Raw genomic sequence first — 25,372 nt, 5'->3', positions numbered from 1 at the left:
TCACGCAGGCGTGGAGCGATGACTTAGGTCGGCCGAAAGTTGTTAGGTTGGTTTCGGGCAGACGATGCAGGAAACCAGACATCTACCTGGCCTACCCGACAATATGGGCCAGGCTAACCGCACCCAGGCTTGGCTCGCCGCATGCGTGGACGCGGCGATGTGGGTCACTGGCGGATACTTCGATCGCCTGCGCCGCGCCGAGGCCGGGGGCCGGCAGGAGCACGTGCGGAACGCATTGCTGCCCGCCAGCGCGGCACTGTCTGGAAATGCGCTCGTGGTGCGAGCTTGCGAAGCAGCGTAGCGTCGAATGCGCGTTCTGTTCGGACGCCGGTGAGGGTGAGGCTCGGCATGAGTGTCAGCGCGACGTCGCCAGCCGTGGCCGATCCAGCGTTGAGCGAGTTCCTCAACCGGTCGGGACTGGTTAAGCCCGGCGAAGGGGTGCAACTCGTGCCTCTCACTGGCGGGGTGGCGTCGGACATCTTCCGGGTGGAGGTCGGCGAGCGCACATTCGTCGTCAAGAAAGCGCTAGCCCGTCTGCGTGTCGCGCAGGAATGGAACGCCCCGGTCTCGCGCAACGCCAGCGAGGTGGGTTGGTTCATCGAGGCGCAGCGTGCCGTCCCACAGGCCGTGCCGGACATCCTCGCACACGATCCCGCCCTAGGCTTGTTCGCGATGACCTATCTAGACCCAGCACACCATTCAATCTGGAAGAACGAGCTCCGCGACGGCCGGGTCAGCGCGGGCTTCGCCGCGGCGGTCGGCCAGGCTGTCGTGGCTATTCACGAGGCGACCGCGCGATCGGCAGAGGTCGCGCGCCGCTTCTCCAACGATGAGACGTTCCACGCCATCCGCCTGGAACCCTACCTCGAGGCGACCGCGAGGCGGCACGGCGACCTCGCAGAGGAGCTCTGTGCGCTGTCCCGGGATACGCTCCGGCGCAAGCTGGCCCTGGTGCACGGCGACGTCAGTCCGAAGAACATCCTCGCTGGCCCAGCCGGCCCCGTGCTGCTCGATGCCGAGTGCGCCTGGTACGGCGAGCCAGCCTTCGACCTGGCCTTCTGCCTCAATCACCTCCTCCTCAAGTGCGTCTGGAAGCGGCAGCACGCGGCGCAGTACCTCGCCTCCTTCGATGCCCTGGCGGCCGCCTACATCTCCGGCGTCGGGTGGGAGCCACCCGAAGCCGTGGAGGCGCGTGCCGCGCGGCTTCTGCCCGCACTGTTCCTCGGCCGCATCGATGGCAAGTCGCCCGCCGAGTACATCACCACGGAGGCCGATCGGGAGCGCGTCAGGCGGGTGGCCCGTCACCTGATCGCGAGCCGTCCAAAGCGCCTGTCCCACATCCGTGACCAGTGGGCGAAGGAGATCCTGCCGTGAACGATGCGACCATCACGGGCGTTCACGGACGCCGGGTTTGGGACTCAAGGGGTCGCCCGACCGTCGAGGTCGAGGTCACGCTGTGCGAACGAGTCGTCGGGCGCGCGATCGCGCCTGCGGGCGCGTCCACCGGCTCGGGTGAGGCGGTCGATCTGCGCGATGCGGGCGAGGCCTTCGGCGGACTCGACGTGCGCCGCGCGATCGGCAACGTGAACGGACCGATTGCCCAGACCCTGGTCGGGATGAACGCCGGCGACCTTCCGGCCGTCGACGCGGCGATGATCGCTCTGGACGGCACGCCTGACAAGTCGCGTCTGGGCGGCAATGCCCTCGTCGCGACCTCCATGGCCGCGCTGCAAGCCCGTGCCAGCGCCGTCGGCCTTCCGGTCTGGAAGCTTCTGGCCGGCTCGCGGCGGGTGCGCATCCCCCTCCCGGAGATCCAGATCTTCGGGGGTGGCGCCCATGCCGAACGGCGCGTCGACGTTCAGGACTTCATGGTGATGTGCCCCGGTGCCGCCTCCTTCGCCGAGGCCCTGGACTGGACGGCCGAGATCTACCGTGCAGCCGGGGGCTTGATGCGCAAGGCCGGCAAGCTCCAGGGCGTGGCCGACGAGGGCGGGTACTGGCCTGTCTTCGCCTCCAACGAGGAGGCGCTGGACACCCTCGTGCTGGCGATCGAAGCCGCGGGCTTCAAACCGGGCGGCGACGTGGCAATCTCGCTGGATGTCGCGGCATCCGAGTTCGGCGAAGCCGGCGTCTATGCTCTGGCGCTCGACGACCGAAAGCTGGATACGGGCCAACTGATCGACATGCTCGGCAGCTGGCTGCTGGCGTATCCGATCGCGTCGGTCGAAGATCCCGTGGCCGAAGACGATACCGAGGGGTTTCGGGCGTTCACGGAGCGCTTCGGCCAGCGATGCCAGATCATCGGTGATGATTTCCTGGTGACCGACGCGGAGCGTGTGAGGCGGGCCGCCCGCGATTGCTCGGCCAATGCGGTTTTGATCAAGCCGAACCAAGCGGGCACCGTCACGGAGACCCACGCCGCCCTACTCGCCGGGCGCGAAGCCGGCTTCGGCACGATCGTGTCGGCCCGCTCCGGCGAGACGGAAGACACCACCATCGCGCATCTGGCGGTCGGCTGGGATGCAGGTCAGTTCAAGGTTGGTTCCTTCTCCCGGTCTGAGCGCATGGCCAAGTGGAACGAGATGCTGCGGATCGAGGAGTGCATGGGACGGGACGCGGTGTTCGCAGGCTGGTCGGCTCTGCCGTTTAGGGAAAGCGTTTAGCCTCGCACACACAGCTTGCCGCTACCGAGCTGACAGTGCGCGGTAGCGATGAGGGTCGACGCGTTCGGACGGGAAGCGGCCGGCTGGATTTGGCCGTGTGTGGACGGCTCTCCGTTGGCAAGGGGTTTCTTTGAGGCTGCTGCAATCTGCTGGTCGGTGCGGCCATGTGTTCGGCCTGTGGTGCGGCTCTCACATGCGCCGCTGGCCATGATGCCTTTCGCGCGGATCAGGTCCCGACCAAAAGCACGCACTCGAAGTGCATCGGCCAGACTGGGTTTTCCTGTTCCGGCGGTATTGACCGGCTTCGTGCATCAGCTCCTGTTCGCCCTTCCCAACCTCGTCGGCGCCGCTCCCCGGCCGCCGGATCTCTACGCCGCCGTCACGGCCGGCTCGCGGTAGACTTCTCCGCTCGTCATCAGCGCCCAGACCATCCGCGCGGTCTTGTTCGCCAAGGCGACCGCCGCGACCTTGGTGGCGCGCCGGGCCAGCAACTGAAGCAGCCACGCGCGCCGGTTGCCGTGCCGCTGCGCTTGGCGGATGACCGCCATCGCGCCGACCACGAGCATCTGACGCAGATAGCCGTTGCCCGCCCGCGAGATGCCACCGAGCCGCTCCTTGCCGCCGCTCGAGTTCTGCTTCGGCACGAGCCCGATCCAGGCCGCGAGGTCGCGGCCCGTCTTGAACACACGCGGATCAGCCACGCTCGCGACGAAGGCACTGGCGAGCAGCGGCCCGACGCCGGGGATCGCCATCAGCCGGCGGCCGACCTCAGTGGCTCTGGCGCTCTCACGGATGCGGCGGTCATTCTCCAAGACCTGCGTCTTCACCACAGCGAGCTGGCGCACCAGCATCTCCAAGCACACTCGCGCGTCGGTGGGGATGCGCTTATCTGCGCAGTCGGCGACGATCGAAAGCAGGCGTTCCAGTCCCACGCGCCCGACCGGAGCTACCACGCCGAACTCCGCCATGTGAGCCCGCAGGGCGTTCGAGAGCTGAGTGCGCTGCCGGTTCAGCATCAGCCGCACCCGATGCAGCATCATCACGCTCTGCTGCTCGGGCGTCTTGACCGCGACAAAGCGCATGGTCGGCCGCGTCACCGCCTCGCAGATCGCCTCGGCGTCGGCAGCGTCGGTCTTGCCCCGCTTGACGTAGGGCTTCACGTACTGCGCCGGCATCAGCCGCACGTCATGACCCAATGCAGTCAGTTCGCGAGCCCAGTGATGCGAAGTGTTGCACGCCTCCAAGCCGATCACGCAGCGCGGCAGAGCCTCGAAGTACGCCAGTACGCGGCCCCGCGACAGCTTCCGGCGCACCACCACCGCGCCGGCTGCATCGATCCCGTGGATCTGGAACACGGATTTGGCGATATCCAACCCAATCGTCACAATCGTTGCCATCGACGCTCTCCCTTCGGCTCAGCCTGTATGACTACCGCAGGCGGGAGGAGAGCCGTCCACAACATCAAAAGCGGAATGGCTGTTTTGGAGGAGGTCTGCCGATAAAGCGGACGGCCTCCTATCGACCCTACCCAGCCATCCAGGCCGCCATCGGCGCTTCTCCAAAGCGGCCGGTCGTAGGCCCTCCGGCAACTTCAGCTCATGGGGAAAGCAGCGGTACTCGCCCTAGATTTACCTAGAGTTCATACGTCTTGTGCTATTACCCTATAAATGTTTTAGACTCGTCAGAGATATTTATGACAATCTCAGCAGCTTGGATCCGTACTATCAATTCTTGCGAAGAGCTTATATTTGTCAGCGACAGTCGATTAAGCGGCGATGGCAGAAATTTCGACGCTTGTCCAAAGATACTAACATTGCCTCGCAGTGACTGCGCGATTGCATTTGCAGGATACAGCGGCGCCGCATATCCCATGATGCAACAACTTGCCCTCGCGATAGACTCTCACGCGCCTGCTCGAAGAAGATCGCTCGATTTGACCTCACTCAAATCGCATGCCCTGAAAGTATTCGACTCTATGGCTGCCGAGATTAGAGTTTCTCCTCATCTGAAGGGCGTGGTTGACGCGTTGCCGGGTGCAGAATTCCTATTTGGAGGCTACGATTGGATTAAGAAAGGTTTTGAAATATGGTCAATCAGATATGATAGCAAGCAGCAAAAATTTATCGCGCATCCAGGGCAAACTTTGGTCCATTTAAGTGAGCCTGATATATATTCACTTCGCCCCTCAAGAAAACCAAGAAGAGGTACGATTATTGGACGTATCGCGTTTGCGGGCGATCAAGCACCGCTTGCGTGTGAGAAATTTCTGGAGATATACAAAACTCGCCCCAAGTCTATGCCGTTTAAGATCGATTGGGAGCCCTTTGAGGTAATCCGCGACATGCTGCGTGATCCGCGACGGTCCGAAACAATTGGAGGCCCACCCCAACTGGTCAAAGTATATCAATATATGGACGCCGCAGTGCAGGGCATTTTTTGGCCTTCCAAGGAAGAAGGCCGCATTCATCTACAGGGGCGCCCGTGTTTGGGTTACGAGCGAATTGAGCGGTTCATTATGGATCCAGATACCCTACGTAGCGAGGCTATGACTTTCACACCTGTGTCTACTGAGACCGTTTAGGTATTAGCTAGAATGCAGCTCGGGTGAGCGGCATGAACTGTCCTCGTACCTATGTCCGCTTCAACGCATCCGCAGTCAGAAAGCGGACGGTCGCAAAACCACCCATCTGAGACGTTCGCGCGAGCGATGCGTGGTGGCAGATGCTGGCCGTAAGCAGAACGACCACTTTGAAGAAGGGTGGCCTGAAAAGCGGACGGGCTCCTACCAACCCAGCGCAGTCATTCACGCGTGGCCGTGCGGATCCCGAAAGCAGATGGGGTGGATGGCTCCCGCTCCGACTGACGGCATCTGAGTGCGAACCGCTTACTGCACGTTACAGGTGATCTCTGGGTGGCCGCACCCTGCTCCTCTTTCGCAGCCGCAGCGACGTGACCGAGACGCAAGAGAAGTCCGCCTTTTTCAACCGTTCCGAACGGTATGGGAACGTGACCCCCATGCCACGACCGTCGTGATTTGAGCTTACGTTGGCCCATGTGCTTGTCGCCGCCGTGGCGAACTGCTCTCTGACACCGTGATCAAAACGCGCCGCGCCGCGGCCTTCCTGGCCGTCTCCCTCGCTCTCGTCCCGCCTGCCAGCGCCGGGAACGACACGTTCGAAGGCATGGTCGGCCCCTACGGAGAGCGTTTGCGCTACGATGAAAAGGGGCTGACCCTCACGTTCCCTGACCCGGATGTGACGCTGAATATCGGAGGCCGTCTGCACATCGATGCCGGCGCAGCCGGTTTCAGCCGGCGGGGTCTACCTGAGGCCTTCCCCGACAATGTCGCGGTGCGCCGCTCCTGGTTCGAACCGACACTCACAATTGGCCGCGACTGGGTGATCGCCTTCCAGTACGATTTTAGCGATCCCGTTCTGCCGATCAACGACGCCTTCGTAGCCTGGAAAGGGCTGCCGGATACGATCCTGACGCTCGGCAACATGAAGGTGCCATTCAGCCTCGAATGGCTGCAAAGCAACAACGACACCCTATTCGCCGAGCGCTCCCTCGCCAACGCCTTCGTGCCGGACCGCCGGTTTGGCTTTGCGATCGGGCATCACGGGCAGGCGTGGACTGCGGCGGCAGGGGTGTTCGGCAATGCCGCCAGCAACGGCATCTCCGGCGACGGAGTGGCGGTGGCCGCACGGGCTACCGTGGCGCCCATCCTGAATGAGGACGAGATCCTGCATCTAGGGCTTGCTGGCATCTATCGCCGTCGCTCTCGGAGCGACGACGATTTCAGCCTCTCCACACAAGCCGAAGCCTCGTTATTCGCGCGCTCTTTCGTCGACACCGGCGACTTGCCCGACGTTGCACAAGCTACCCGCATCGGAGCGGAATTTGCCTACCGCAACGGCCCATTGCTGCTCCAAGCCGAGTACATCCACGCCGAGATTGAGCGGTTCGAGGGGCTTGGTGGCCCATTGCCGGTCCTCAGTTTTCAAGGCGGCTATGTCGAGGCGGGCTTAGTGCTGAACGGGAAAGGCCGCAGCTACACTATGACACCTCAGGGCGGCACGACTTACGCAACGTTCAAGGGTGTAATCGTGCCGGAGGGGCAGCGGGTCTCCCGGGGCGGGATCGGTGTCTTCGAAGTAGCCGCCCGCTACAGCAGCATCGACCTTAACGCTCGAGGTTTTCGTGCCGGTTCGGAGCGGGATGTGACCCTTGGCCTCAGCTGGTACCCCGAGCCGAATTTGCGCCTGATCGCGAACTACATCCATGGGCGCGTGCAGCCGAGCGAGACCCAATCTGACGCCCTCAGCCGCACGTCATTCTCGGTCGACACGATCATCACGCGCCTACAGATCTACTGGTGAGTGCCGTTCAGTCGGTAGGCGGCGCGGGCGTTCGATGTCAGGACTGCTCGACAAGGTCGTGTGGATATTAGGCAGGCTGCCTTCGAGCTTCAGGTTCAGCAAGCGGACACTCGTCGGTCGGCAAGATCTGACCGATGCCGTGTCGCCTGCTTCTGGAGCACGCGGCACTCTCCAAAGCCCAGCACAGGACGAAATATCGATCAGGGAATTGCTGGACCGCGTCGCGAGCCCATTTCGTGCGAATGCGCGTGCGGCCGCCGGTTCGGCTTCGATGGCATCACGATGGTGGAACATCGCGTTCGCAATGAAGCTACCGAGTTCGGTCGCACCGGACCCGAGATTTCGCGTTTCACTCATGCTCGGCCGAGCTCTCTCAAGTCGTTGCTTCGTTGGAGGAAAGAATGGCTAGGCAACTTGGCGCGGGCCATACACCCAGGCCGCTACACTCGTTTTTCGTCGGACTGGGTGGGGCTTTGCTGATGGCCGCCCTGTTCACGGACTTCATGTATTTTAGCAACGCGTTGATGCAGTGGGCCAACTTCTCGGCGTGGCTGATCACCAGCGGGCTCGTCCTGGCCCTAATCGCCGCAATCGTCCTCGTGCTCGATTTCGTGCTCGGTAGGGCCGGGCTGATCAGTTGGCCCGACTTCGGCCTGCTGGCTGTCGCCGCGATCCTCTCGATCGTCAACGTTTTCATTCATACGCGCGATGGGTGGACGTCCGTCGTCCCGTCCGGGATCACCGTGTCGGCCATCGTCGCGATCCTGCTTCTCGTCGCCGGTCTTCGCGGCTGGTGCGTGACCGGCCCCAAGATGCCCGCCCAGGGAGACAACGCATGACCATGAAGCGATTCCGCGCGGCTTCCAGCCTGATGGTCGTCGCGCTGCTGGCCGGCTGCAACGACAAGGGAGGCGATCCCGCGAAGCAATACGGGTCGAACCCGGACATTCCAGAGCCTCACCAGTACCTCATCCCCCCGATGAGCGTACCGCAGGCCGTAGGCTGGAAGGAGGGGGAAACGCCCACGGTTCCCGCCGGCCTGCGCATCCAGGCCATGGCGAACGGGCTGATGCATCCGCGTATCGTCTACCCGCTCTCCAACGGCGACATCCTCGTCGTCGAAAGCAACGGCCCCGGCACCAAGCCATTCCGGCCGAAGGACTACATCTCGGGTTTGATCAAGGCGCGCGGCGGCTCTGCCGACAAGGGTGGCAATCGCATCACCTTGCTGCGGGATGCCAACGGCGATGGCGTTCCAGAGCTGAAGACGGTGCTCGTCGATAATCTGCACTCGCCCTATGGGGTCGCGGTGGCGGCGGATACGCTGTACGTGGCCAACACTGACGCGATCATCGCCTATCCGTTCAAGCCCGGCCAGACGGAGATCAAGGAGCCGGGGACCAAGCTCGCGGATCTCCCGGCCGGCCCGATCAACCATCATTGGACCAAGGCGATGGTCGCCAGCCCTGATGGATCAAAGCTCTACGTCGGTGTCGGGTCCAACAGCAACGTCGCCGAAAACGGGATGGATATCGAGGAGGATCGCGCGACCATCTTCGAGGTCGACAGGCTGACCGGCGCCAAACGCTTCTACGCGACCGGGATCCGCAACCCGACGAATCTGGCCATCCAACCCGGAACGGGGCAGTTGTTCGCCGTCGTCAACGGACGCGACGAGAACGGGCCGGATGCGGATCCAGACTATCTCTCCTCGATCAAGGAGGGCGGCTTCTACGGGTGGCCCTACAGCTACTGGGGGCAGCACGTGGACGACCGCGTTCAGCCGCAGAAGCCGGACATGGTCGCGAAGGCGATCAAGCCGGATTATGGACTGAGCTCCCACGTCGCGACCCTCGGTGTCGCGTTCACCCAAGGTCAGAAGGTGTCGCCGCAATTCGCCGATGGCGCTTTCGTGGGCGAGCATGGCAGCTGGAACCGCGATCCGCTGAACGGCTACCAGGTAATCTTCGTCCACTTCGTCGATGGACGCCCGAACGGAGCACCGATTCCGGTGATCACCGACTTCCTCGCGGAGGACAAGAAGACGGTCCGCGGACGCCCGGTCGGTGTGTCCCTCGATCGGACGGGCGCCCTGATCGTCGCCGACGATGTCGGCAACACTGTCTGGAGAGTGAGCGCGGCAACGGCCACGCACTGAGTGGCGCAACGTCCGCTCCTAAGAAGCCGATAGAGGCGGCTGAGCGGCCGAAATGGGCGCAATGCCGAATGTTGCTTTAGGGCCGACGGTGCTCGTTCTCTTACGCCGCTGCGGCACGGCCGAGGGCGGGCTTTGGTGCCCGCTCGCGTCCAAGCCAGCCGCGCCGCATGGGTTTCAGGACGAAATAGGCCAGCACGGCGGTGATGAGGTCGAGGATAATCGCGATTGCGAAAACCGGCACCCAGTTGCCGGCCGCGTCGTGGATCAGCGCCGCGACAGGACCGCCAAGGAGCGAGCCGACGCCTTGCGCCATGTAGAGGAAGCCGTAATTCGTGGTGGCGTGCTTCGTTCCGAAGGTATCGGTTAATATCGAGGGAAATAACGAGAAAATTTCGCCCCAGGCGAAAAACACAACGCCTGACAGCAGTGCGAACGCGTAAGCGTTCTGCCGATTGTAGAGCAACAGCCCGATTGCGGCCGCCTCGAGCGCGAACGCGATCGCCATCGTGTTCTCCCGGCCGATATGGTCCGACACCCAGCCGAAGAAGGGACGCGTCAGGCCATTGGTGATGCGATCGAAGGTCAGCGCGAAAGGAAGCGCCGCAAAGCCGAACACGAGCGCGTCGGCAACGCCGAACTCGCGGGCGAAGTTGGCGAAGTTGGCCGTGACCATCAAGCCGCCCGTCGACATCATCGTCATCATGGCGAACATCAGCCAGAACACAGGCGTGCGCAGCATCGCCCTCGGTGCAGTGTCGGCTGGATCGCTCGCGGTTCCGGCTGGGTCGATCAGTGGCACCTCGCCGGCCTGTGGCGCGCGCAAGCCGAGAGCGGCTAGAAGCCCGACTGCACCGAGGATGCACCCGAAGACCAGAAGCGTGTGCCGGAAGTCGCTAGCCGCGATCATATCGGTGATTGGGAAGGTGGTGATCATGGCACCCATGCCATAGCCGGCCGCCACCATGCCGGTGGCGAAACCCCGGCGGTCCGGGAACCAGCGCACCATCAGGCAGACGATGCCGACATAGACGATGCCAGTCCCGAGGCCGCAGAGCAGACCATAGGTGGCGTACAAGGCGAGCAGGCTCTCGGCTTTCGAGGCCATGACCCAACCGAGCCCACTCAGGGCGGCACCTAGAGCGATCATCAGTTTCGGACTAAATCGGTCGATGAGATAGCCTTGCACTGGGGAGAAAAAGGTTTGCAGCACAATCACCAGCGTGAAGGTGACCTGCACTGCGGCGAGTGAGGCACCGGTGCTGGCCTGAAAGGGTTTGACGAACAGGGTCCAGACGTATTGTGGGCTCGAAATCGTCATCATGACGATCAAGCCAAGCAGGAGTTGGAGCCAGCGTCGACGCGACTTGACTGGATTCATTGCAACCTCCAGGTGCCTTTTAGATGACGACATCATCAGCGCGGGTTGGCGTCAATCATGCGCCGCAGCGCAGCTCAAAGGGCCGCGTCGCAGATCTCGATTGACAGCGCGCTGCCGTCCCCAGCCAAGTGCCCAATTTGATGAGTGACCGGTACAGGCCACGCTTCAAAAGCTGGCAGCGGCGCAGTTGCCCCGTGTCAGCTCTCGACGAAGCTGCTTAATTCATGCTTCAAGTTGACTCGTTTTATATAATTTTTTGATGCCGATAGTTACGGCCATGCCGAAAAGTGATATCTATTTCGTATCTGATAAGTATTCCGAAATGACAAGATCCGGGCTTAGATCTCGCACTACCGTAGTGTCCGCTTCGGAGAGGGCTGTGATGGCGGCCGAATGGCCGAGATGGCCGCGAAGCTCAATGTCCGCTTTCCAGCAGTAACCCTATGACGCGTCACCATCCGTTGCGGACCTCGAATATAGGTATCAAGCGTCAGACTTCGATCATCAGACAGTATGCGCCAAGCGCAAAAGCGCTGCGGGATGGATGGCGCTGGCGAGGGAAGTGCCAACGCGAGCGAAGTCTCTCGCTGTCAGCGAGGGCTAATTCGCGCCGAGGCGGGGTGGCCAGGCACTTTGAACCGCTTCCCCGTATCGGTGATCTCAGTGCCGTTGACCCGTAAGATCGAGAAGTCCTGGTCGAGATAATTACCGACGAGCAGATAGCGTCCGTCCGGGGTGAACGCCGCTGCCTCCGGCAACCCGCCAACCTCAATCTCCTTGATCTTCGTCACCGCCTTCCCGTCGATCTTCAGGACGGCGAGGCTTCCATTCTTGTTGTAGAAATACGCCTTCTTGCTCGCGTTTGAGCCCCTGAGGATGACCGCTACTCCGACATCACCTCTCGGACTGATGGCGATGCCTTCCGGACCGTCTCCAACGACGACGCGGTCCGTGATCCGCGGCGGCTGAGCTTCAAGATCAATGACGCTCACCGTATCGACGCTGCCGTCCGAGGCGCCGGAATTACCGTTGTCCGCGGTGAGCGCGATCTTGCCTGTTGGGCTCACGACGACGTTGTAGGGCCAGGGGCCGGTCGGCAGATCGAGCTTGTTGTAGGTCACCTTACCGTCCGCGCCGATGTCGAGCAGCGAGGCCTTTCCCGCTGGAAACTTGACCGCCACGGCGTGGCGGCCATCCGGCGTGAAGGCGATTTGCGAGACTATGTCGCCCATAGGCACGGTTTCGACCAGCTTCACCTCGGTACCTTTGATCGACAGCACGGCGACCGCGTTGTCGGCGCGGAGAGCCACGAGGGCCATGTCGCCCTTCGGGCTGATGTCCAGTCCTGACGGCATCTTGCCGACCTGCACTGTCGTGGCGAGCTTAGGCGGGCTCGCCTTCAGGTCTATGACGTGGACTTTGTCGTCCGGCACCTGCTTGAGCGCCTCGCCCTCCTGGATGACGCTGACGGAGTCCGCCACCAGGGCCATCGAGCCGCTGGGGTCTATGGCGATGTTGGCGGGTGGACCCACCACGGAGTTCTTCAGAGGCAGGTTGGCGATGATTTTGGGGTCTTCCGGGTTGGCCAGGTCGACGACGAGCACGTTGTCCTTGCCGGGAAGTGACATCACCGGCTTGCCCTCGTCGTTCCAGACGAGCTTCTCGTCATTGCCGACGATCATGTAAGGCGCGCCGAGCACGGTCGTGCTGCACAAACCTGTCACAAGCCAGGCGCTGAAGCCTGCCGCTCTCAAGATACGTGCCATCGCTGCTGCCCCTCGCGGCCTGAGTCGCTTTACGACTGCGTTTTCTCCCGCGGGTCAGTGTAGCGGTGCCGCGAGCTTACACAATTCTGCTCAACTGCTTTCCGCGGCTGCCGGTTACGATTTGCGAGAGTTCAAACCACGGGAGAGCGGTTCAACCAGACTGCCGGTTCGGTCGCGAACGACCGTCGCATCGACACCCGCGAAGTCGCTCTGCAGGCTGGGTCGGAAGAACAATCCCGCTTTCAGGCTGTCCCCGATGCGGTGAGCACGCTCAATCAGGATGGCTGCGACCTCACGCGGGAAGTGGGCGTGAGCCGTTTCCTCGAACAGGCTGAGCCAGCGAGCGAAATGGGGCGGTTGAAGCTGGCCGAGCGCGAGATGCTTGCCGAACGGATTGCCCTTGTAGCGGCCCGTCTTGAACAAGACTGAGGACCAGAATGCCTGGATGGTCGCCATATGTTGAGCCCAGCAGTGGTCGGGGATCGCTGCCGCGAAGACTGGGCCAATCAGTGCATCGCCGCGCACGCGTGCGTAGAAGGCGTCGAGAAAGCGGGCGAGGCTAGCCTCGTCAAGGGTGGAGTCAGGCATGACCATGAGATGCCGGCGGTCGCTTGCCGCTACAAGGGGCGATAGAACGTCTGCCCTGATCGGCACCCAAGCTATGCGGGGGGCCGGCGGTTCAAACCATTAGTTGATGTCGGCTTTCGGAGATGAACGAGAGCGCCCTCAATGTCCGGGATAGGCGCGATGATCCTTCCTCGGCATCGCGGACACAAGGAGATCAGTTCGCGGTCCTCTCGGCTTACTCGGGCGTGAGATAGCCGAGTGCCGAATGGATGCGTTGCCGATTGTAGTAGCCCTCGATGTAAGCGAACAGGTCGCGTTGGGCCTCGTCCCGGGTTGCCCATCGTCGCTGATGGGCGAGTTCGACTTTGAGGGTGTGGAAGAAGCTCTCCATCAGGGTATTATCGTAGCAGCAAGCCGTGCGGCTCATCGACGGCTTCGCCCCCATGCCGGTGAACTGCCTCCGGTAGTCCTCGGCCGCGTACTGGCTGCCGCGATCCGAGTGGCAGATCAACCCGGCGGCCGGCCGCTGCCGTTGGGTCGACATCATCAGCGCCGCCACGCTCAACTCGGTGCGCATGTGATCGCGCATCGACCAGCCGACGATCTTGCGTGTGGCCAGATCGAGGACGGCAGCCAGGTACAGCTAGCCCTCGCCGGTCGGCAGGTAGGTGATGTCGGCCAACCAGACCGTGTTGGGCTGCGCGGCCGAGAAATCCTACTTCAGGAGATTGGGCGCGATCGGGAATTCGTAGCGGCTGTCGGTCGTGCAGGGCCGGAATCGACGCCCCACCAGGACACGGATGCCATGCCGGCGCATGAGGCGCTCTACCCGGCCCCGGCTGACAGGCCGGCCCTCAGCCCGTAGGGCGGCATGCACGCGTGGGGCACCATAGCGCCGATGGTCTGCGGCATGGATGCGCCGGACATTGTCCAGGAGCTGGCGGCTGGAGGCCGAGCGGTCGCTCTCAGGCCGTGACCGCCAGCCGTAAAAGCCGCTGGATGAGACTCCGAGCACGCGGCACATGAGACGCACCGGCCAGGTCCGCGCATGCTGCTCGATGACGGCGAAGGTCACTTGGGCATCTCCGCGAAGATGCCGATGGCTCTTTTTAGCACGTCGCGCTCCATGCGCATGCGGTCGAGCTCACGCCGCAGACGGGCGATCTCGGCGGCCTGATCGGACGGGGACGCGACCGGGTTTGGTGGCGAGGCCCCCGTCGATCCAGCAGGCCGCGGCCGGAGTGAGGCCCCGTTCAGCATGGCGCGCCACTGCCGCAACATCGAGGGCTGGATCCCGAGCTCGGCCGCGACCTGCATCTGCGGTCTGCCGCTGCTCTCCGGCAGGGCGACCGCTTCGCGTTTGAACTCGGGTGTGAACTCTCGTCTCGTCTTCGCCATTTGACACCTTCCCCGCTCAGGATGAGCGTATCAGAGGTGTCCGAGATGCCGAGGGAGGATCAGCGCCACCCTCGTTTAGACGACTGGACTCCACTGGATCGGGACGAACCTGTACCCATCCGCACCCTTGAGGATGTGGCCTGCCGCCGGGAACGGCGCATGGTAGAACGATACCTGCAGGCGCTCGGCCGCAGCTAAGTCAAGCATCTTCACGCGGGTCTCGCAAGCCTTCTCCGCGTCCATGTCAAACACCGCCGACCATCCTGGATTTCGTACGAAGAGCGCGGGATGGTTGGCTGTGTCACCCATGATCAACTGCCTGGCCGAGCCCGAGCCCAGCATGAATGCCGTGTGGCCGGGGGTATGGCCAGGGGCGGCCACCGCCGTCAGGGACGGCACCACCTCCTCGCCGGCGGCGAAGCGCTTCACTTCTCCCGTCATGGGCCCGAACACACGGCGTGTCGCCGCGAAGGTCGGCTTCCAGCCGTCCGGCGCCTTGGCCATCCGGGCATCGTCGGTCCAGAACGCCCACTCTGCCTCGGGTACGTGGACCTGCGCCTTCGGGAAGACCGCCGTGCCGTCCTTACGACGGATGCCGCCGATGTGGTCTGGATGGAAATGGCTGATCACGATGTCGTCCACGGTCGCCGGGTCAAAACCGGCGGTACGGAAGTTCGTCATCCAGCGGCCGGTGGTGGGCGGGCCGTTGTCGGCAAAGCCGGTGTCCACCAACACCGTGCGGCCTCCGATGCGCAGCACGACGGACGTGAAGGTTAGAGGAAGTGTGTCCGTGGGAAGGAAGGCATCCTCCATCGCCTTCTTCAGCTCGCCTGCCGGCGCGTTGGGGATGAAGCCATCAAGCGAGCGCATGGCAAAGCCGTCGTTGATCGCTGTCACCTCGACCGCGCCTACCTTGTAGCGGTAGAAACCCGGCGCCTGATCCGATGCGAGTGTCGGCGCCTGTGCCGAGGCTGCATAGGGCATGGCGAGGGGAGCGGTCGCGAGCGCGGCAACGCAGGCGGGCTGGGCGGCCGCAGCCAGAACGGATCGTCTCGTCACCATCGGATCTATCCCAGTCGTTGACAGCTGCTGTCGGACGGCCGAGATCGCCGCCTTGTTCCACGTCATGATGCGCGCTCGAGGACGCGCCCGGCTCACGGCTTTGATACCTCAGCGACGGGCGACTTCAGGAAGTCTTCGATCGCCTGGAAGAACTGTTCGCGGTTCTTCTCGAACAGGACGAAGTGCGTCGCATCCGGGATCATCACGCTCTTCTTGAGCGGCACGTTCGTGAGGTCGCGCATCAGTACCTCGCGATCCTCCGGATACGACCACGTGTCGTACTGCCCGGCGATGACGAGTGTCGGCACGTAGATCGAGGAGGCGTTCCACATGCGACGGCCGGTGGCCTGCATGAAGCTGTCCTCCAGGACCCCGTTCGGCGCACGGAGGCTGGGCGGGGTTCGGCTTCCACTCGTTGGATCGGTCGCCAGCATCTCGGCGTTGAACGCGTCAACGACACCCTGCTCGCGGTACTCGCCCTTGTTCTCGATCGGGATCTCACCGTCCCAGCGGGCCGTGTTGGCCGCGGCTGTGCCGAGGCGGTAGGCGCCGAGCCCGTAATTGAATTCGAGCGGCTTACGCTTGTTCTGAAGCGCCGTGCCGGCCCCGAGGTTGGTATGCTGCGCGAACGCGTAGGCCGGCGCGTAGAGCACGATCCGACGCAGCTTGTCGCTGTGCAGTGACGCGAAGTAGCCGGTCGTCATCGCGCCCCATGACCAGCCGATCAGCGTCAACTTCGACACGCTGTGGCGCTTGCGGACGAAGTCGACCACCGATCCGATGTCGCGCACCGCGAGGTAGGAGCGCGTCACCGGCCGGTTCTCGGCCGCTGGCTTGTCCATGGCCGGCTCGCGAGATGAGAAGCCGTAGTTGCGCTTGTCGAACATGTAGACGACGTAGCCGAGCCGGGCGAGCCGATCAGCCCAGGAGTAATCCTTATAGGACAGGTCGAAGTCGGGCGTGGACGGGGTCGTCGCGCCATGCACGAACACGACGACGTTGTCGTCCGTGAAGCGCGCGTTGCCCTCCGCCATCTTCATGCGCACAAACAAGCGGACGCTGGGATCAGCGCCGTCGATCTGCTCATCTTCCTTCGTGATGGGCTGAGCCTGTGCCGCCATACCCAATAGAAGCAGCGGCAGCAGAAAGCTCAGCACAGCAAGGTGACGTCTCACGAAGGCACTCCCCTCTGATATGCGCTCTCGTCAGCCCCGGGCTGAGCCCTCGCGCGCCAGATGCTTGTCAAAGAAGCCGGCGATCTCCTCGAACACCGCTTTGGTCTCCAGCCCAGTGTCGTCGCAGATGTAGATGCTGGCGCACAGCCAAACTGGCGGTGCGCCTCGTCCAAAATTGCTATTGCGTAGCCTCGTGCCGTGCCGCCTGGACCAGGCGGTCGCCATCCTCGCGCAGAAGCAGGCGATCTTTGACTAGCACATCTACAGACTTGGCCACTGCAGCAAGGTAGGCGTCCAGATCCGAGTAGCGCTCCTCCAGCGAGGGCCGCGGATCCCCATTGGCCTCGCGCTCGGCTCGTGTTCGGGCAAACGGAAGCTGGCTTCCCTCCCGGTCGCACAGGGAGCCCACAGGGAAGGGATCAGCGTAGAGGTTCCAACCCGTGAAGGTCGCCCGCGGTGCGGCGACGGCCGGCAGGCGAATGCCTGCCACGTCGTTGCCGTCCGCATCTACTCGCGGCACGAGTGGCCGGTATTGTAGCCCGCTCTCAGGCTTGGGATCGACGTAGGTGCTGAAGCGCGCAATTGTGTTCGGCGCGGTGGGGACTGGCACACCGACGATGAAAGGAAAGCCGGTCTCAGCTGCCTCGACCAGCGTGCCATCCGATAAGCGCGGAATCCGGCTGTCCGGCGGCACTGTGCCGTCCGTCACCCACTCCTCGAGCGCCACCAGAAGGGCTCGAAGGACAGGTGCCGGATTGAGGGTGCTGCGTGTGTTCGCGCAGGGTCCTCTATTCGAGGTCAGTCCAGCGCGGCCATAGTGGAAGGCGCTCGAGACCAAGTACGCGCGCGCTCGGTCGGGCGAGGCGATGTCCTTGCGACCCAGCGGATCCGTCGTTAGCAGCGAAGCACCTTTCTGCCAGTACTCGGTACCGGTGTTCACCTCGATTAGCAGCGGGTCGAAGCCGTCGTTGCGCAGGAGCGCGCCAGTCCGTCCCGTCACCGGGTCGTGCTGGGGCGTCGCGGAGAACGGGAAGGTATTTTCCGGATAGAGATGATCTTCGTGCTGCGTGTTCGTTCGTGACGGTTGGCCGAAGCGCGCGTTGAGGAAGACCCCGCCGATCCCGGCAATGTGGGACAACACGCCGTCGAAGACCTGGTGTCCGGTCTCGTCGCGATTGAAGCCCTGATAGATGAAGTCGCGCAGGTAGCGCCCACTCTGTGAGATGCCGAGAGCGACCGCGTGTCGGATTGTTCCGCCCGCCGGGTTGGCGCCGCCGGCGGCATCGCCGCGTAGGTAGGCGATTACGTCGCGCGTCGCGGCGAAGCCGATGCCGAGCACTTTCGGTTCAGTGGCCTGGTAGGTGAACTGGTAGATCGAGCCCGGCAAGGGCTTGGTGCCCTTGGGGAGGAGTTCGAGTTGCCGCGACGTCGCGTAGTGCCACGCATCCGCCGGAACGGGCCGGGGCGGGTCGGCCTCCCGGCGGCGCACGGTCAGCTGCGTGCCGGCCTTATTCTGACTGGCTGCCTTGAAGGTGAGATAGAAGGGCGCCTCCGGCGGCCCGCGGGTGGCGCTGACGAGTTCGTCGCGCACGATCTCCACGATCGGCTTGCCGTTTTGGGAAGCTACCGGGACGTCAATCGCCATGCCGCCCTGCTGACGCAACGCGTCCGCCTCCCAGCCCGACCAGACGACGGTGTCACCGCGTCGCAGGACGAGGCTGGTGCCGGCATCGACGGCGCTGCGCGGATCGTTGACGGCCTGCGCGGCTTGGGCCGGCGCATCCAGCACCCAGTTGAATAGGAACTTGCGGCCGCGGTTCAGCACCTCGAACAGCAGCGTGCCGCTGCCCCGTGCAGGGTCTTTCGGGCGCAAGATAAACAGGTCGGTTTTGTACTCGACCATGCCGCGTGCATTGCGCGGCGCGAGCGTGATGTCGACGATGCCGGCGTTGGCTGGATCCGCCGGATCGAGTTCGCCGTGGGCGGCTCCGATGACCCGCTCGTAAGCGCCAGCAGACCCAAATTCCGCGCCTTCAGCAAACGGCTCGACGGCGGTGATCTCGATGCTGATGATGCGCGCCTGGGCTGGTGCGATGCCGAGTGCGCACCCGAGCGCGCAGGCCAAAACCCGACCTGTTCCCATGCTCCCTCCCCCGCTCGGCTCGTTTGGAAGGCCGATGGTGTCAGCAAACACAGACAGCGCGGCGCGTCGAGCAGGGTGGCTGCGGAGACGTTGCGTTTTCGAGCGGCCTGTCAGCCAGCCTCCTGGCGCTGCTCAGGCCAACAAGCTGAGCTGCTGCAACGACCGCTTCGGAGAAGCCGCTAGCGTCGGCTGATCGACCGAGATGGGCGCAAAGCCGACGGGCTGCTTCTCGGTTGGATTTCAAGGTTCGCTACTGGCGAATCGTCGGCGTTGCCCCCGATGCACGAAACTCCGAACCGGAAGATAAGGTCATCCAACTCGCCCGTGTGGCACCGGCACTCAGATCTGCAGGTGCTACAACGCTCGCTAGTGTAGCGATCGCCAGCCGTTACGCGTGCCACGGTGTTACACGATTGATTGCGCTGCAGAATTTCCACTTCGAGTCGGTGCCACAGGAGGTGCTACGTCGCGCGTTCCGCTCGGTTCAGAGCGCCTGTAGCACCTGTAACACCTGTAGCACCGGCCTATTCACTGCGTCCGAATGAACCGGTGTCTTCCGGCCGACAGCGCACGTCCTCAGGCGTCCTCGTCCCCGCCGAAGATGGCCGGCGTGACCACGTAGACCCGAATCGGATCCTTGCTGACCGGAGTGCGCTCAGAGCGCTGGAACTTGCTGGAGCCTGCTGGCTTTAGCATCCCGCGATCGGACAGGATGCGAGCCGTGGCGACCGGATCAAGCCCGGCGCAAACCTCCGACTTCCATGCCTCCGGCAGGACTAGCCAGAGCCGCTCTTCACCGTAGCCCCTGCGCCAGCCCACCCGGTTCAAGATTGGGCGCGCGTCAGCATCGCCGATCAACTCGAACCGGCTGTCGCCATAAGCCTCGAAGAACCGGCGCACCTGAGCGATCGCCTCCCGAACCTCCGCAGGTTCTGTCCCACCCCGTGTCGCAAGCCAGTCCTGGAGCGCGCGCGCTGACGCGCACTCCGATTCGCCCCGATCCCAAGGTAAGATGCCGAACTCGGTGCCGAGCTCGCCGGCCGCCGCGATCAAGCCGAGACGGCCGGCCGCCCGACGGACCTGCCCGTCCGCGGCAGGGTCGACGTGCGCGGTGAGGAAGTCGGAGACGATTTTGGCGACACGTCGCGCCACCTCGTCCAACCCTACGCGGATCATCTCACGGACGAAGGCCGGACCCGCCGTGCCGAAGTTCGCCTGCGCGGCACTCTTGACCGCCTCCGCCAACCGAGCTGCGTTGCCGTCGGCGCCAGCGTGATCGAAGACACCGAAGCCCTGACCTGCATCGGCTGGAATGTCGAGCAGACGCACAGACTGCCCGGCGTAGACGCGGCGCTGCTTGTCCTCTGTGACCTTGGCGGCCATTGGGATCTCGCCCGTGCTCAGCGTCAGCACGCGCCACGTCACGGCCGGGCGGAGAGATCCGTCCCGGCTGGAGCGGCCTTTGCCCACACCTGAGGCGAGTTGGTAGATGGCAGCCGCTGCATCGCGCCCGTCCGCCACACCGATCTCGTCCAAGCAGAGCAGCGTGTCCGTGACAAGTGCGGCAGCACCTTCCTGCGCGTTGGCTGTCGCGCGCCAGGAGCGGATAAAGCCGGGGTCCGCCGAGCCGCGGCCCCACACGCTGGCTGCCGCTCTGAGCGCGGTTGTCTTTCCCTTGCTGGACTGCCCATACAGATTGATGCCTCCTCCCTCGCTGCCCGCCAGCTCCAGCAGCGGTCCGGCCAACGCTGTCGCGATCGCCAGGATCAGCCGGTTGTGTCCGTGCGCGAGCGCGCCGACACTCTCACGCCACCCCTGCAATGTTCCGCTCTCGGCGTAGCCCGTCGATATGGCGCCGGAGAGGATCACCGTCTCGTCGTGTGGTTGCCCGATCGCGCCATGCGGCAGGACGAAGAGCCGGCTGTCGCCGAGTGTATGCCAGCCGGAGCGCGTGACGGTGGTCACACGCTCGTCGACCGACACCTCCGCGAGGTAGTCGGCGAGATGGTTGCGGGCGCCGCGGGCGATGACGAGACCGCGGCTGGCCAGGTCGGCTGCCAGGGCACGAACGTCACCGTGCAAAGCGGCGTCCGAGACTGCATGCTCGTGCTGGCGTCCGTCGGGGTCGCGCCATCGCAGCCACTTGGACCAGCCGCAGCCGCTCGGGTCTCGACCCCGACCGATGATCTCGAAAGGTGCTGAGACCCACAGCTGTTCTGTGCGTGCCCGCTCGCCGCTGCCACGGGTGATCTCGGTCGTGAGGCCGTCCGTGTTCATCCGGAAGCGGTCGGTGGAGATGTAGGTCGACCGCTCCGTCGAGAGCTTCCCGCATGTGCGCTCGCCCGAGGCGTCGACGAAATCCTCAGAACCGGCGTAGGTCATGGGGCGCTCCGAGCTGGGGTGAAGGTAAGGTGAGGGATAGGCCGCGTGCGACCGGGCAACTCGCGTACGAGGCGCCGTCCGAGTGCCGCGCTTTAGGCGAGCCGTGGTCGTCTTGTGTGCTGTGTCCGGCTGCAGGGTGTGGGCCCAGCAGGACGAGGCCTCGCTGACCGGCGTTCAGCCAGTGGAGGGGGTCTGACCAGATCGGCATCTGGTCCTGCGACTCCGGTGGAAGGTCGGCAACCTGCCCGACAGCTCGGGCCCGGCCGAGCCAGCTCGTGAGGCGGCCTGTTGCGGGTACCCAGGCGACGATGTCGATGGCTTGTTCGATTTGATCGGCCACCAGGATCAGCAAGGCGCGCTCGCCGCCGACATCAGCATGACTTGCGGGTAGATGCTGTTCGAAGACGAAGCGGTGGCGCGGAAGCCAGACAACGTAACCTGCCCGAAGGCCGGTACTTTGTTGGAGGACCTCGGGGCGAACCCCGAGGCTGATCAGGCGGTCCACATCACGAGGGCGAATCGGACGATGTGCTCGGAACGTGCCGGCGATGCGTTGCGGTGTTGTCGATCTAATCACCGCGCGCCTCCCGTAAGAGGCCGGACTGTTCAGCGTAGACAAGCGCCAGGGCGGGGCTGACGCCGAGTCGTTGACAGATCGCCCGAACGGCAGGCCGTGCGAGCAGGTCTTGCTGCTGCGCCCAGTCAAATAGATCAGACGCACAAGTTCGCACTCGACGCGAGCGGCGCCGTGCGGTAGAGGAGGATGACATGCTATGAACTTTCACAAGTCTCGCGCGAGCAGCCCTCGTGTGGGACTTTTCTTTGCTCAGGCGCGAAGGTGGAGAGAACCGTCCAGATCGGTAGGCCGTCTCTGGTCAGTCACGCTGCGCTATGCGGCCGTGCGGGTGATCGGCGGCAAGGCCTCAAGCCAGCGCTTTAGGTCATCGGCCAAGATCAAGGTGCGCCTGCCACGCTTCACGGCGCGTAGGTGGCCGGTGGCGATGGCCTTGTAGAGCGTTGTGCGGCTGGCATTCGCGAGCTGCAAGGCTTCGGCGACGCTGTAGGCTCTGTGATTCATCTGCTTACTCCAGCGGATGTCGAGATGGCTCGTGACATCCGCCAGGATCTTGCTTCGACCCTACCGGCCTCCGGGAGGGACAAATATCGGAAAGTTTCGACGCACTATTTGTCCCGGGCGGCACCCCTGCCCATTATGGCGCGATTCACGGCTGCCTGCAGCGCGTCCGGACTCCTCTCAGCGGGGTCCTTGCGGGCATCCCCGGGCAGAAGGTTCTCCCAAGCTTCGATGAACTTGGTGATGGGGCTCATTGGGTAGGCATTATTGCCGATACCCTTCCCCGGTGGATGATCCGGGTCGAGAGTGCGGTGCATTGCCCAGACTGTCGTTTTCCAAGCATCGCCGGCCTGATATCCGTGGTCGCTAGCCTCTGGTCGACCCTCCCGCGCCTGATCACAGCTGACGATAAACCTTCTGAGGACAGCTTGCACTTCGCCAATCAATGCGGCGTCTCCCTCCTCCGTACTTCTTATGCATCTGGCGGCGTGCGCTGCTGCAGTGTTCTGTGCTACTATATCTGAGTAATCAACCGTAATTGCCGAAATTATGCTATGTGCGTTCTCGCGTATCAGATCAATCTTCTCGCGAACTTCTTTGATAGTAGGGACATTCCTCCCTTCATGGCGGCGAAAATTAAGAAAATCATCTGTTAGATGAGAAATCGCGCTTCTGTTCTCTTCGCTCAGGACTTGACCTAGAGCAGATTCGAGTTCATTCCACTCGGCCGGAGTAAAAGTTTTTGTTATCTCGATTGCATAAGCAGAAACCGCAACACGAGATGCTGTCTTGCCCATCTTATTCATACTCCAGTTGGTGTCGGTTCAATTTTAGTAAGACAAAAGAATCGCGTCATTTTAAAATAATACATCATCTATTGCTGGTCGATTACCGCATCTGAATTATTCGGCAAGGCTTTGCCGTTCGGCTACCTGTTTAAGCCGTAGCCAAGGGCTGGCAGCGCCTGCCGGACTGCCTCAGCCACGTAGGACGGCGTGAGATGGGCGTAGTGCTTTTCGGTGACACGCGTGTCCGCGTGCCCGAGCTGATCGGCGATGACGCGCATCGGCACTCCCCGCATGGCCAAGGCACTCGCGTAGGTGTGTCGCAGGATATGGAACGTGCACGGCGGCTCAAGGCCCGCCCGCGCTGAAGCTTCGATCAGCGGCCGCTGCTGGTGTGAGGCTCCCCATGGTTCTCCATCGGTGCGGGAGAAGACCAGCGCGGTTCGCGGCCGCCCGGAGGTGAGCGCGGCGAAGAAGGCGGCGCCTTCGTCGCTCAACGCGATGTGGCGCGGCTTGGCCTGCTTCGACTTGGCGATCATCACAGTGCGCGCCTGCGCATCGAAGTCGGAAACGCGGATTCGGCCGAGTTCACCGTAACGGCAGCCGGTGGCCAGTGCGCCTCGCACGAGGTCGCGGAAGGGTCCTTCGCAGACATCCAGCAGGCGTCGACACTCATCAGGAGGCAGATAGCGGATCTTGGCGGCGTCGGCCTCGCGGTACGGCTTCACCCGGCGCCACGCCTCGTCCGAGCTGGTCTTGCCCTCTTGGAAGGCATGATTGAGCGCGGCCTTGAGAATCGTCAGCACTCGGTTGGCCGTCGCTCGCCGCGCCCGCACAGCCTCAGGGTCAGTCGCATCAACTGCGGAGAGTTTTCGCGCGATCGCCCCGGCGCCGGTCCGGCGCAGCTTTGGCGCCTCTGCGAGGTCGTGATGCCAATCACGGATGCGCTTCGTTGTCAGTGCCGCTAACTCGAACGCGCCCAGCACCGGCAGGATCCGCGCCTCGGCCGCGTAGCGGTCTGCTCGCACGCCCTTCGAACCGCGTCGTTCCCGCGCAGCGAGGTAGTCGGCCAGCGCCATCGAGACCGTCCAGGGGACTCCGATTGCTTCCTGATCGAGGCCAGCGAGCTCGCGTGCCTTCCGGGTGAAGTAGACGCGCGCCCGCTCCTGAGCCTGCGCGAACGAGAACACGGTCAGGCCGTCGGCATCCCGGCTGTCATCGGCGGCACCCAGCGCCTCATAGTGTTGTTTGATCCCCTCGCGCATCCGCGCGACCCACGTCCCGCCCTGGGCGCCGCGCCGGTAGCCCACGGCACAACCCGCTGAGATCACCGTCCAGTAAGGCTCTCTCCGAGGAGCAAGCTTTGCGCGCCCAGAACGCGTGTCGAGCTTGGCGTTGCGTACCGTGCGGGCCATGGCACCCTCCCCGCTCACGTACGGAAACCGTACGGAAAAGGCGTAGGCGGATGTCAGCGGATCCGCAAGGACGAAAGATGCCGTACATGCAGTAGATTGAAGGTTCGCTGATGTTCGCAGACAGTCGCAAAACTACTCGTTACCACTCTTTCACGGCGAAAACACGGGTTCGATTCCCGTAGGGCGCGCCAGCAAAATCAACCACTTAGCTTGTGCCGCTGCGGCTGGTGTCCAGTTTGTGTCCCGTCGAGCAAGCCGGACATTCTTGGACGAGGCTGGTTTTGGTCGGCCATCAGCGTGTCGCCAATTCATACTGACGAAGTGCTGCTCACACCCGATGTGCGGCTGTTTGCTCGGAATGGATCCAGGCCATGCTCAACGACACGGTCCCAGCGTTTCGGTTTAACCGACCTCGTCCCCCCTCCCCTTCGACCCTATCGCCGCGCCACCCTGCATCACCTCAGGCTTCAAACGGGCCGGCAGCCGCAAAGCCGGCAAGTGAGCCGGCCGAATCAGGACGAACCCAGGCTGAAGCTGGCAGCCGCGACGCCGTGGCTGCCGACGCCGAGCGCTTCCTGCATCAGGTCCAAGGTGCCGGGTCGCAGCCGCTCAACAGCGCGGGTTGGCTGCAGCGGGCCGGTCTGAACATCCGCAAAGCGTCGGATGCCCAGCACCTTGAGGCCATCGCCCTGGCCTACGCGACATACATCCAAATCGGCGCCAGCCCGCTGCGCGCCGCGATCATGGCCGAGCTTGAGATCCTGAGCGGGCGCAAGCGCTCGCGTACGACCCATGATCTGCACCTCATCGTCGAGCGATTCGTCTCCTACGGCGGAGAGACCGCGGCCGAACAGCTAGCGGCGCGCAAGTTGATCAGCCGGGACGTGCGGGCGATCCAGCACCTCGAAGCGGCTAATACCAAGCCTCGTTGAGCGGGACTCACGTGGGGTAGCGGATCGGACAGGGCTGTGATTCTGTCCTCGGGTTTGAAGCCTGGGAGGATGGGATGGCCGCTCCTATACCGCT

The 25,372-nt window shown here is 63.5% G+C and carries 17 protein-coding genes and 2 pseudogenes; 7 read left to right on the top strand and 12 right to left on the bottom strand.

Translation table 11 applies throughout. From position 1 onward, the window contains the following. The first annotated feature begins 348 nt into the window (after positions 1–348). On the top strand, positions 349–1,374 hold the full coding sequence (locus MFF58_RS15615) for a phosphotransferase (RefSeq protein WP_238289559.1): 1,026 nt from the start codon (positions 349–351) through the stop codon (positions 1,372–1,374). Continuing rightward, positions 1,371–2,663 (top strand): phosphopyruvate hydratase, encoded by a 1,293-nt coding sequence (eno, locus tag MFF58_RS15610; RefSeq protein ID WP_238289557.1) that lies wholly within the window; start codon positions 1,371–1,373, stop codon positions 2,661–2,663. Before MFF58_RS15615 ends, eno begins: the two co-directional genes overlap by 4 nt. Positions 2,664–3,031: 368 nt before the next feature. On the opposite strand, the gene MFF58_RS15605 is transcribed toward eno, so the two are convergent. Beyond that, positions 3,032–4,060, bottom strand: a complete 1,029-nt coding sequence (locus MFF58_RS15605; RefSeq protein ID WP_238289555.1) for an IS110 family RNA-guided transposase — start codon at positions 4,058–4,060, stop codon at positions 3,032–3,034. 296 nt (positions 4,061–4,356) lie between these two features. Between MFF58_RS15605 and MFF58_RS15600 the strand changes: the two genes are divergently transcribed. The 4 genes from MFF58_RS15600 (at position 4,357) to MFF58_RS15585 (ending at position 9,200) form a co-directional block, all read left to right on the top strand. Then, positions 4,357–5,244 carry a hypothetical protein gene (locus tag MFF58_RS15600; protein WP_238289553.1) on the top strand — a complete coding sequence of 296 codons (888 nt, stop codon included), beginning with the start codon at positions 4,357–4,359 and terminating at the stop codon, positions 5,242–5,244. Between the two features lie 511 nt (positions 5,245–5,755). Further along, positions 5,756–7,042 carry an OprO/OprP family phosphate-selective porin gene (locus MFF58_RS15595; protein WP_238289551.1) on the top strand — a complete coding sequence of 429 codons (1,287 nt, stop codon included), beginning with the start codon at positions 5,756–5,758 and terminating at the stop codon, positions 7,040–7,042. A 401-nt stretch (positions 7,043–7,443) separates the two neighbouring features. Next, positions 7,444–7,881, top strand: a complete 438-nt coding sequence (locus MFF58_RS15590; protein ID WP_308445448.1) for a DUF2231 domain-containing protein — start codon at positions 7,444–7,446, stop codon at positions 7,879–7,881. 2 nt (positions 7,882–7,883) lie between these two features. Beyond that, entirely contained in the window at positions 7,884–9,200 is a 1,317-nt protein-coding gene (locus MFF58_RS15585; RefSeq protein WP_435404751.1) for a PQQ-dependent sugar dehydrogenase, read from the top strand. Positions 9,201–9,300: 100 nt separating this feature from the next. On the opposite strand, the gene oxlT is transcribed toward MFF58_RS15585, so the two are convergent. The 11 genes and pseudogenes from oxlT to MFF58_RS15530 form a co-directional block, all read right to left on the bottom strand. Continuing rightward, positions 9,301–10,578 carry an oxalate/formate MFS antiporter gene (oxlT, locus tag MFF58_RS15580; RefSeq protein WP_238289545.1) on the bottom strand — a complete coding sequence of 426 codons (1,278 nt, stop codon included), beginning with the start codon at positions 10,576–10,578 and terminating at the stop codon, positions 9,301–9,303. A 590-nt stretch (positions 10,579–11,168) separates the two neighbouring features. Further along, positions 11,169–12,344 carry a YncE family protein gene (locus tag MFF58_RS15575; RefSeq protein ID WP_238289543.1) on the bottom strand — a complete coding sequence of 392 codons (1,176 nt, stop codon included), beginning with the start codon at positions 12,342–12,344 and terminating at the stop codon, positions 11,169–11,171. A 213-nt stretch (positions 12,345–12,557) separates the two neighbouring features. Further along, a pseudogene (locus MFF58_RS15570) lies at positions 12,558–12,932 on the bottom strand (group III truncated hemoglobin); the annotation flags it as partial. 214 nt (positions 12,933–13,146) lie between these two features. Then, positions 13,147–14,309: pseudogene (locus MFF58_RS15565) on the bottom strand (IS3 family transposase). Positions 14,310–14,384: 75 nt separating this feature from the next. Beyond that, positions 14,385–15,437, bottom strand: a complete 1,053-nt coding sequence (locus MFF58_RS15560; protein ID WP_238289542.1) for an MBL fold metallo-hydrolase — start codon at positions 15,435–15,437, stop codon at positions 14,385–14,387. A gap of 26 nt (positions 15,438–15,463) precedes the next feature. Beyond that, positions 15,464–16,546 (bottom strand): alpha/beta hydrolase, encoded by a 1,083-nt coding sequence (locus MFF58_RS15555; protein WP_238289540.1) that lies wholly within the window; start codon positions 16,544–16,546, stop codon positions 15,464–15,466. Positions 16,547–16,724: 178 nt separating this feature from the next. Then, entirely contained in the window at positions 16,725–18,689 is a 1,965-nt protein-coding gene (locus tag MFF58_RS15550; RefSeq protein WP_238289538.1) for an alpha/beta hydrolase domain-containing protein, read from the bottom strand. A gap of 576 nt (positions 18,690–19,265) precedes the next feature. Beyond that, on the bottom strand, positions 19,266–21,071 hold the full coding sequence (locus MFF58_RS15545; RefSeq protein WP_238289536.1) for a DUF927 domain-containing protein: 1,806 nt from the start codon (positions 21,069–21,071) through the stop codon (positions 19,266–19,268). Between the two features lie 889 nt (positions 21,072–21,960). Next, positions 21,961–22,149 carry a helix-turn-helix domain-containing protein gene (locus MFF58_RS15540; RefSeq protein ID WP_238289534.1) on the bottom strand — a complete coding sequence of 63 codons (189 nt, stop codon included), beginning with the start codon at positions 22,147–22,149 and terminating at the stop codon, positions 21,961–21,963. A gap of 104 nt (positions 22,150–22,253) precedes the next feature. Further along, positions 22,254–22,943 (bottom strand): hypothetical protein, encoded by a 690-nt coding sequence (locus tag MFF58_RS15535; RefSeq protein ID WP_238289532.1) that lies wholly within the window; start codon positions 22,941–22,943, stop codon positions 22,254–22,256. A gap of 131 nt (positions 22,944–23,074) precedes the next feature. After that, positions 23,075–24,346, bottom strand: coding sequence for a tyrosine-type recombinase/integrase (locus tag MFF58_RS15530; RefSeq protein ID WP_238289530.1), 1,272 nt, complete (start codon positions 24,344–24,346; stop codon positions 23,075–23,077). 551 nt (positions 24,347–24,897) lie between these two features. Between MFF58_RS15530 and MFF58_RS15525 the strand changes: the two genes are divergently transcribed. Further along, a complete protein-coding gene (locus tag MFF58_RS15525) occupies positions 24,898–25,278 on the top strand; it encodes a hypothetical protein (protein ID WP_238289528.1) in 381 nt (126 codons plus the stop codon). The last annotated feature ends 94 nt before the right edge of the window (positions 25,279–25,372 follow it).

This window comes from Methylobacterium longum (genome assembly GCF_022179385.1).
GTDB lineage: Bacteria > Pseudomonadota > Alphaproteobacteria > Rhizobiales > Beijerinckiaceae > Methylobacterium > Methylobacterium longum.
This window is presented reverse-complemented; position numbering and strand designations above follow the sequence as displayed.

Bases quoted from the DNA above. Each gene is read 5' to 3' on its own strand.
- MFF58_RS15600 (WP_238289553.1), top strand. From the start codon at position 4,357: ATGACAATCTCAGCAGCTTGGATCCGTACTATCAATTCTTGCGAAGAG.
- MFF58_RS15560 (WP_238289542.1), bottom strand. From the start codon at position 15,437: ATGACGTGGAACAAGGCGGCGATCTCGGCCGTCCGACAGCAGCTGTCA.
- MFF58_RS15530 (WP_238289530.1), bottom strand. From the start codon at position 24,346: ATGGCCCGCACGGTACGCAACGCCAAGCTCGACACGCGTTCTGGGCGC.
- oxlT (WP_238289545.1), bottom strand. From the start codon at position 10,578: ATGAATCCAGTCAAGTCGCGTCGACGCTGGCTCCAACTCCTGCTTGGC.
- MFF58_RS15590 (WP_308445448.1), top strand. From the start codon at position 7,444: ATGGCTAGGCAACTTGGCGCGGGCCATACACCCAGGCCGCTACACTCG.
- MFF58_RS15540 (WP_238289534.1), bottom strand. From the start codon at position 22,149: ATGAATCACAGAGCCTACAGCGTCGCCGAAGCCTTGCAGCTCGCGAAT.
- MFF58_RS15585 (WP_435404751.1), top strand. From the start codon at position 7,884: ATGAAGCGATTCCGCGCGGCTTCCAGCCTGATGGTCGTCGCGCTGCTG.
- MFF58_RS15615 (WP_238289559.1), top strand. From the start codon at position 349: ATGAGTGTCAGCGCGACGTCGCCAGCCGTGGCCGATCCAGCGTTGAGC.
- MFF58_RS15550 (WP_238289538.1), bottom strand. From the start codon at position 18,689: ATGGGAACAGGTCGGGTTTTGGCCTGCGCGCTCGGGTGCGCACTCGGC.
- MFF58_RS15605 (WP_238289555.1), bottom strand. From the start codon at position 4,060: ATGGCAACGATTGTGACGATTGGGTTGGATATCGCCAAATCCGTGTTC.
- MFF58_RS15535 (WP_238289532.1), bottom strand. From the start codon at position 22,943: ATGGGCAAGACAGCATCTCGTGTTGCGGTTTCTGCTTATGCAATCGAG.
- MFF58_RS15575 (WP_238289543.1), bottom strand. From the start codon at position 12,344: ATGGCACGTATCTTGAGAGCGGCAGGCTTCAGCGCCTGGCTTGTGACA.
- MFF58_RS15545 (WP_238289536.1), bottom strand. From the start codon at position 21,071: ATGACCTACGCCGGTTCTGAGGATTTCGTCGACGCCTCGGGCGAGCGC.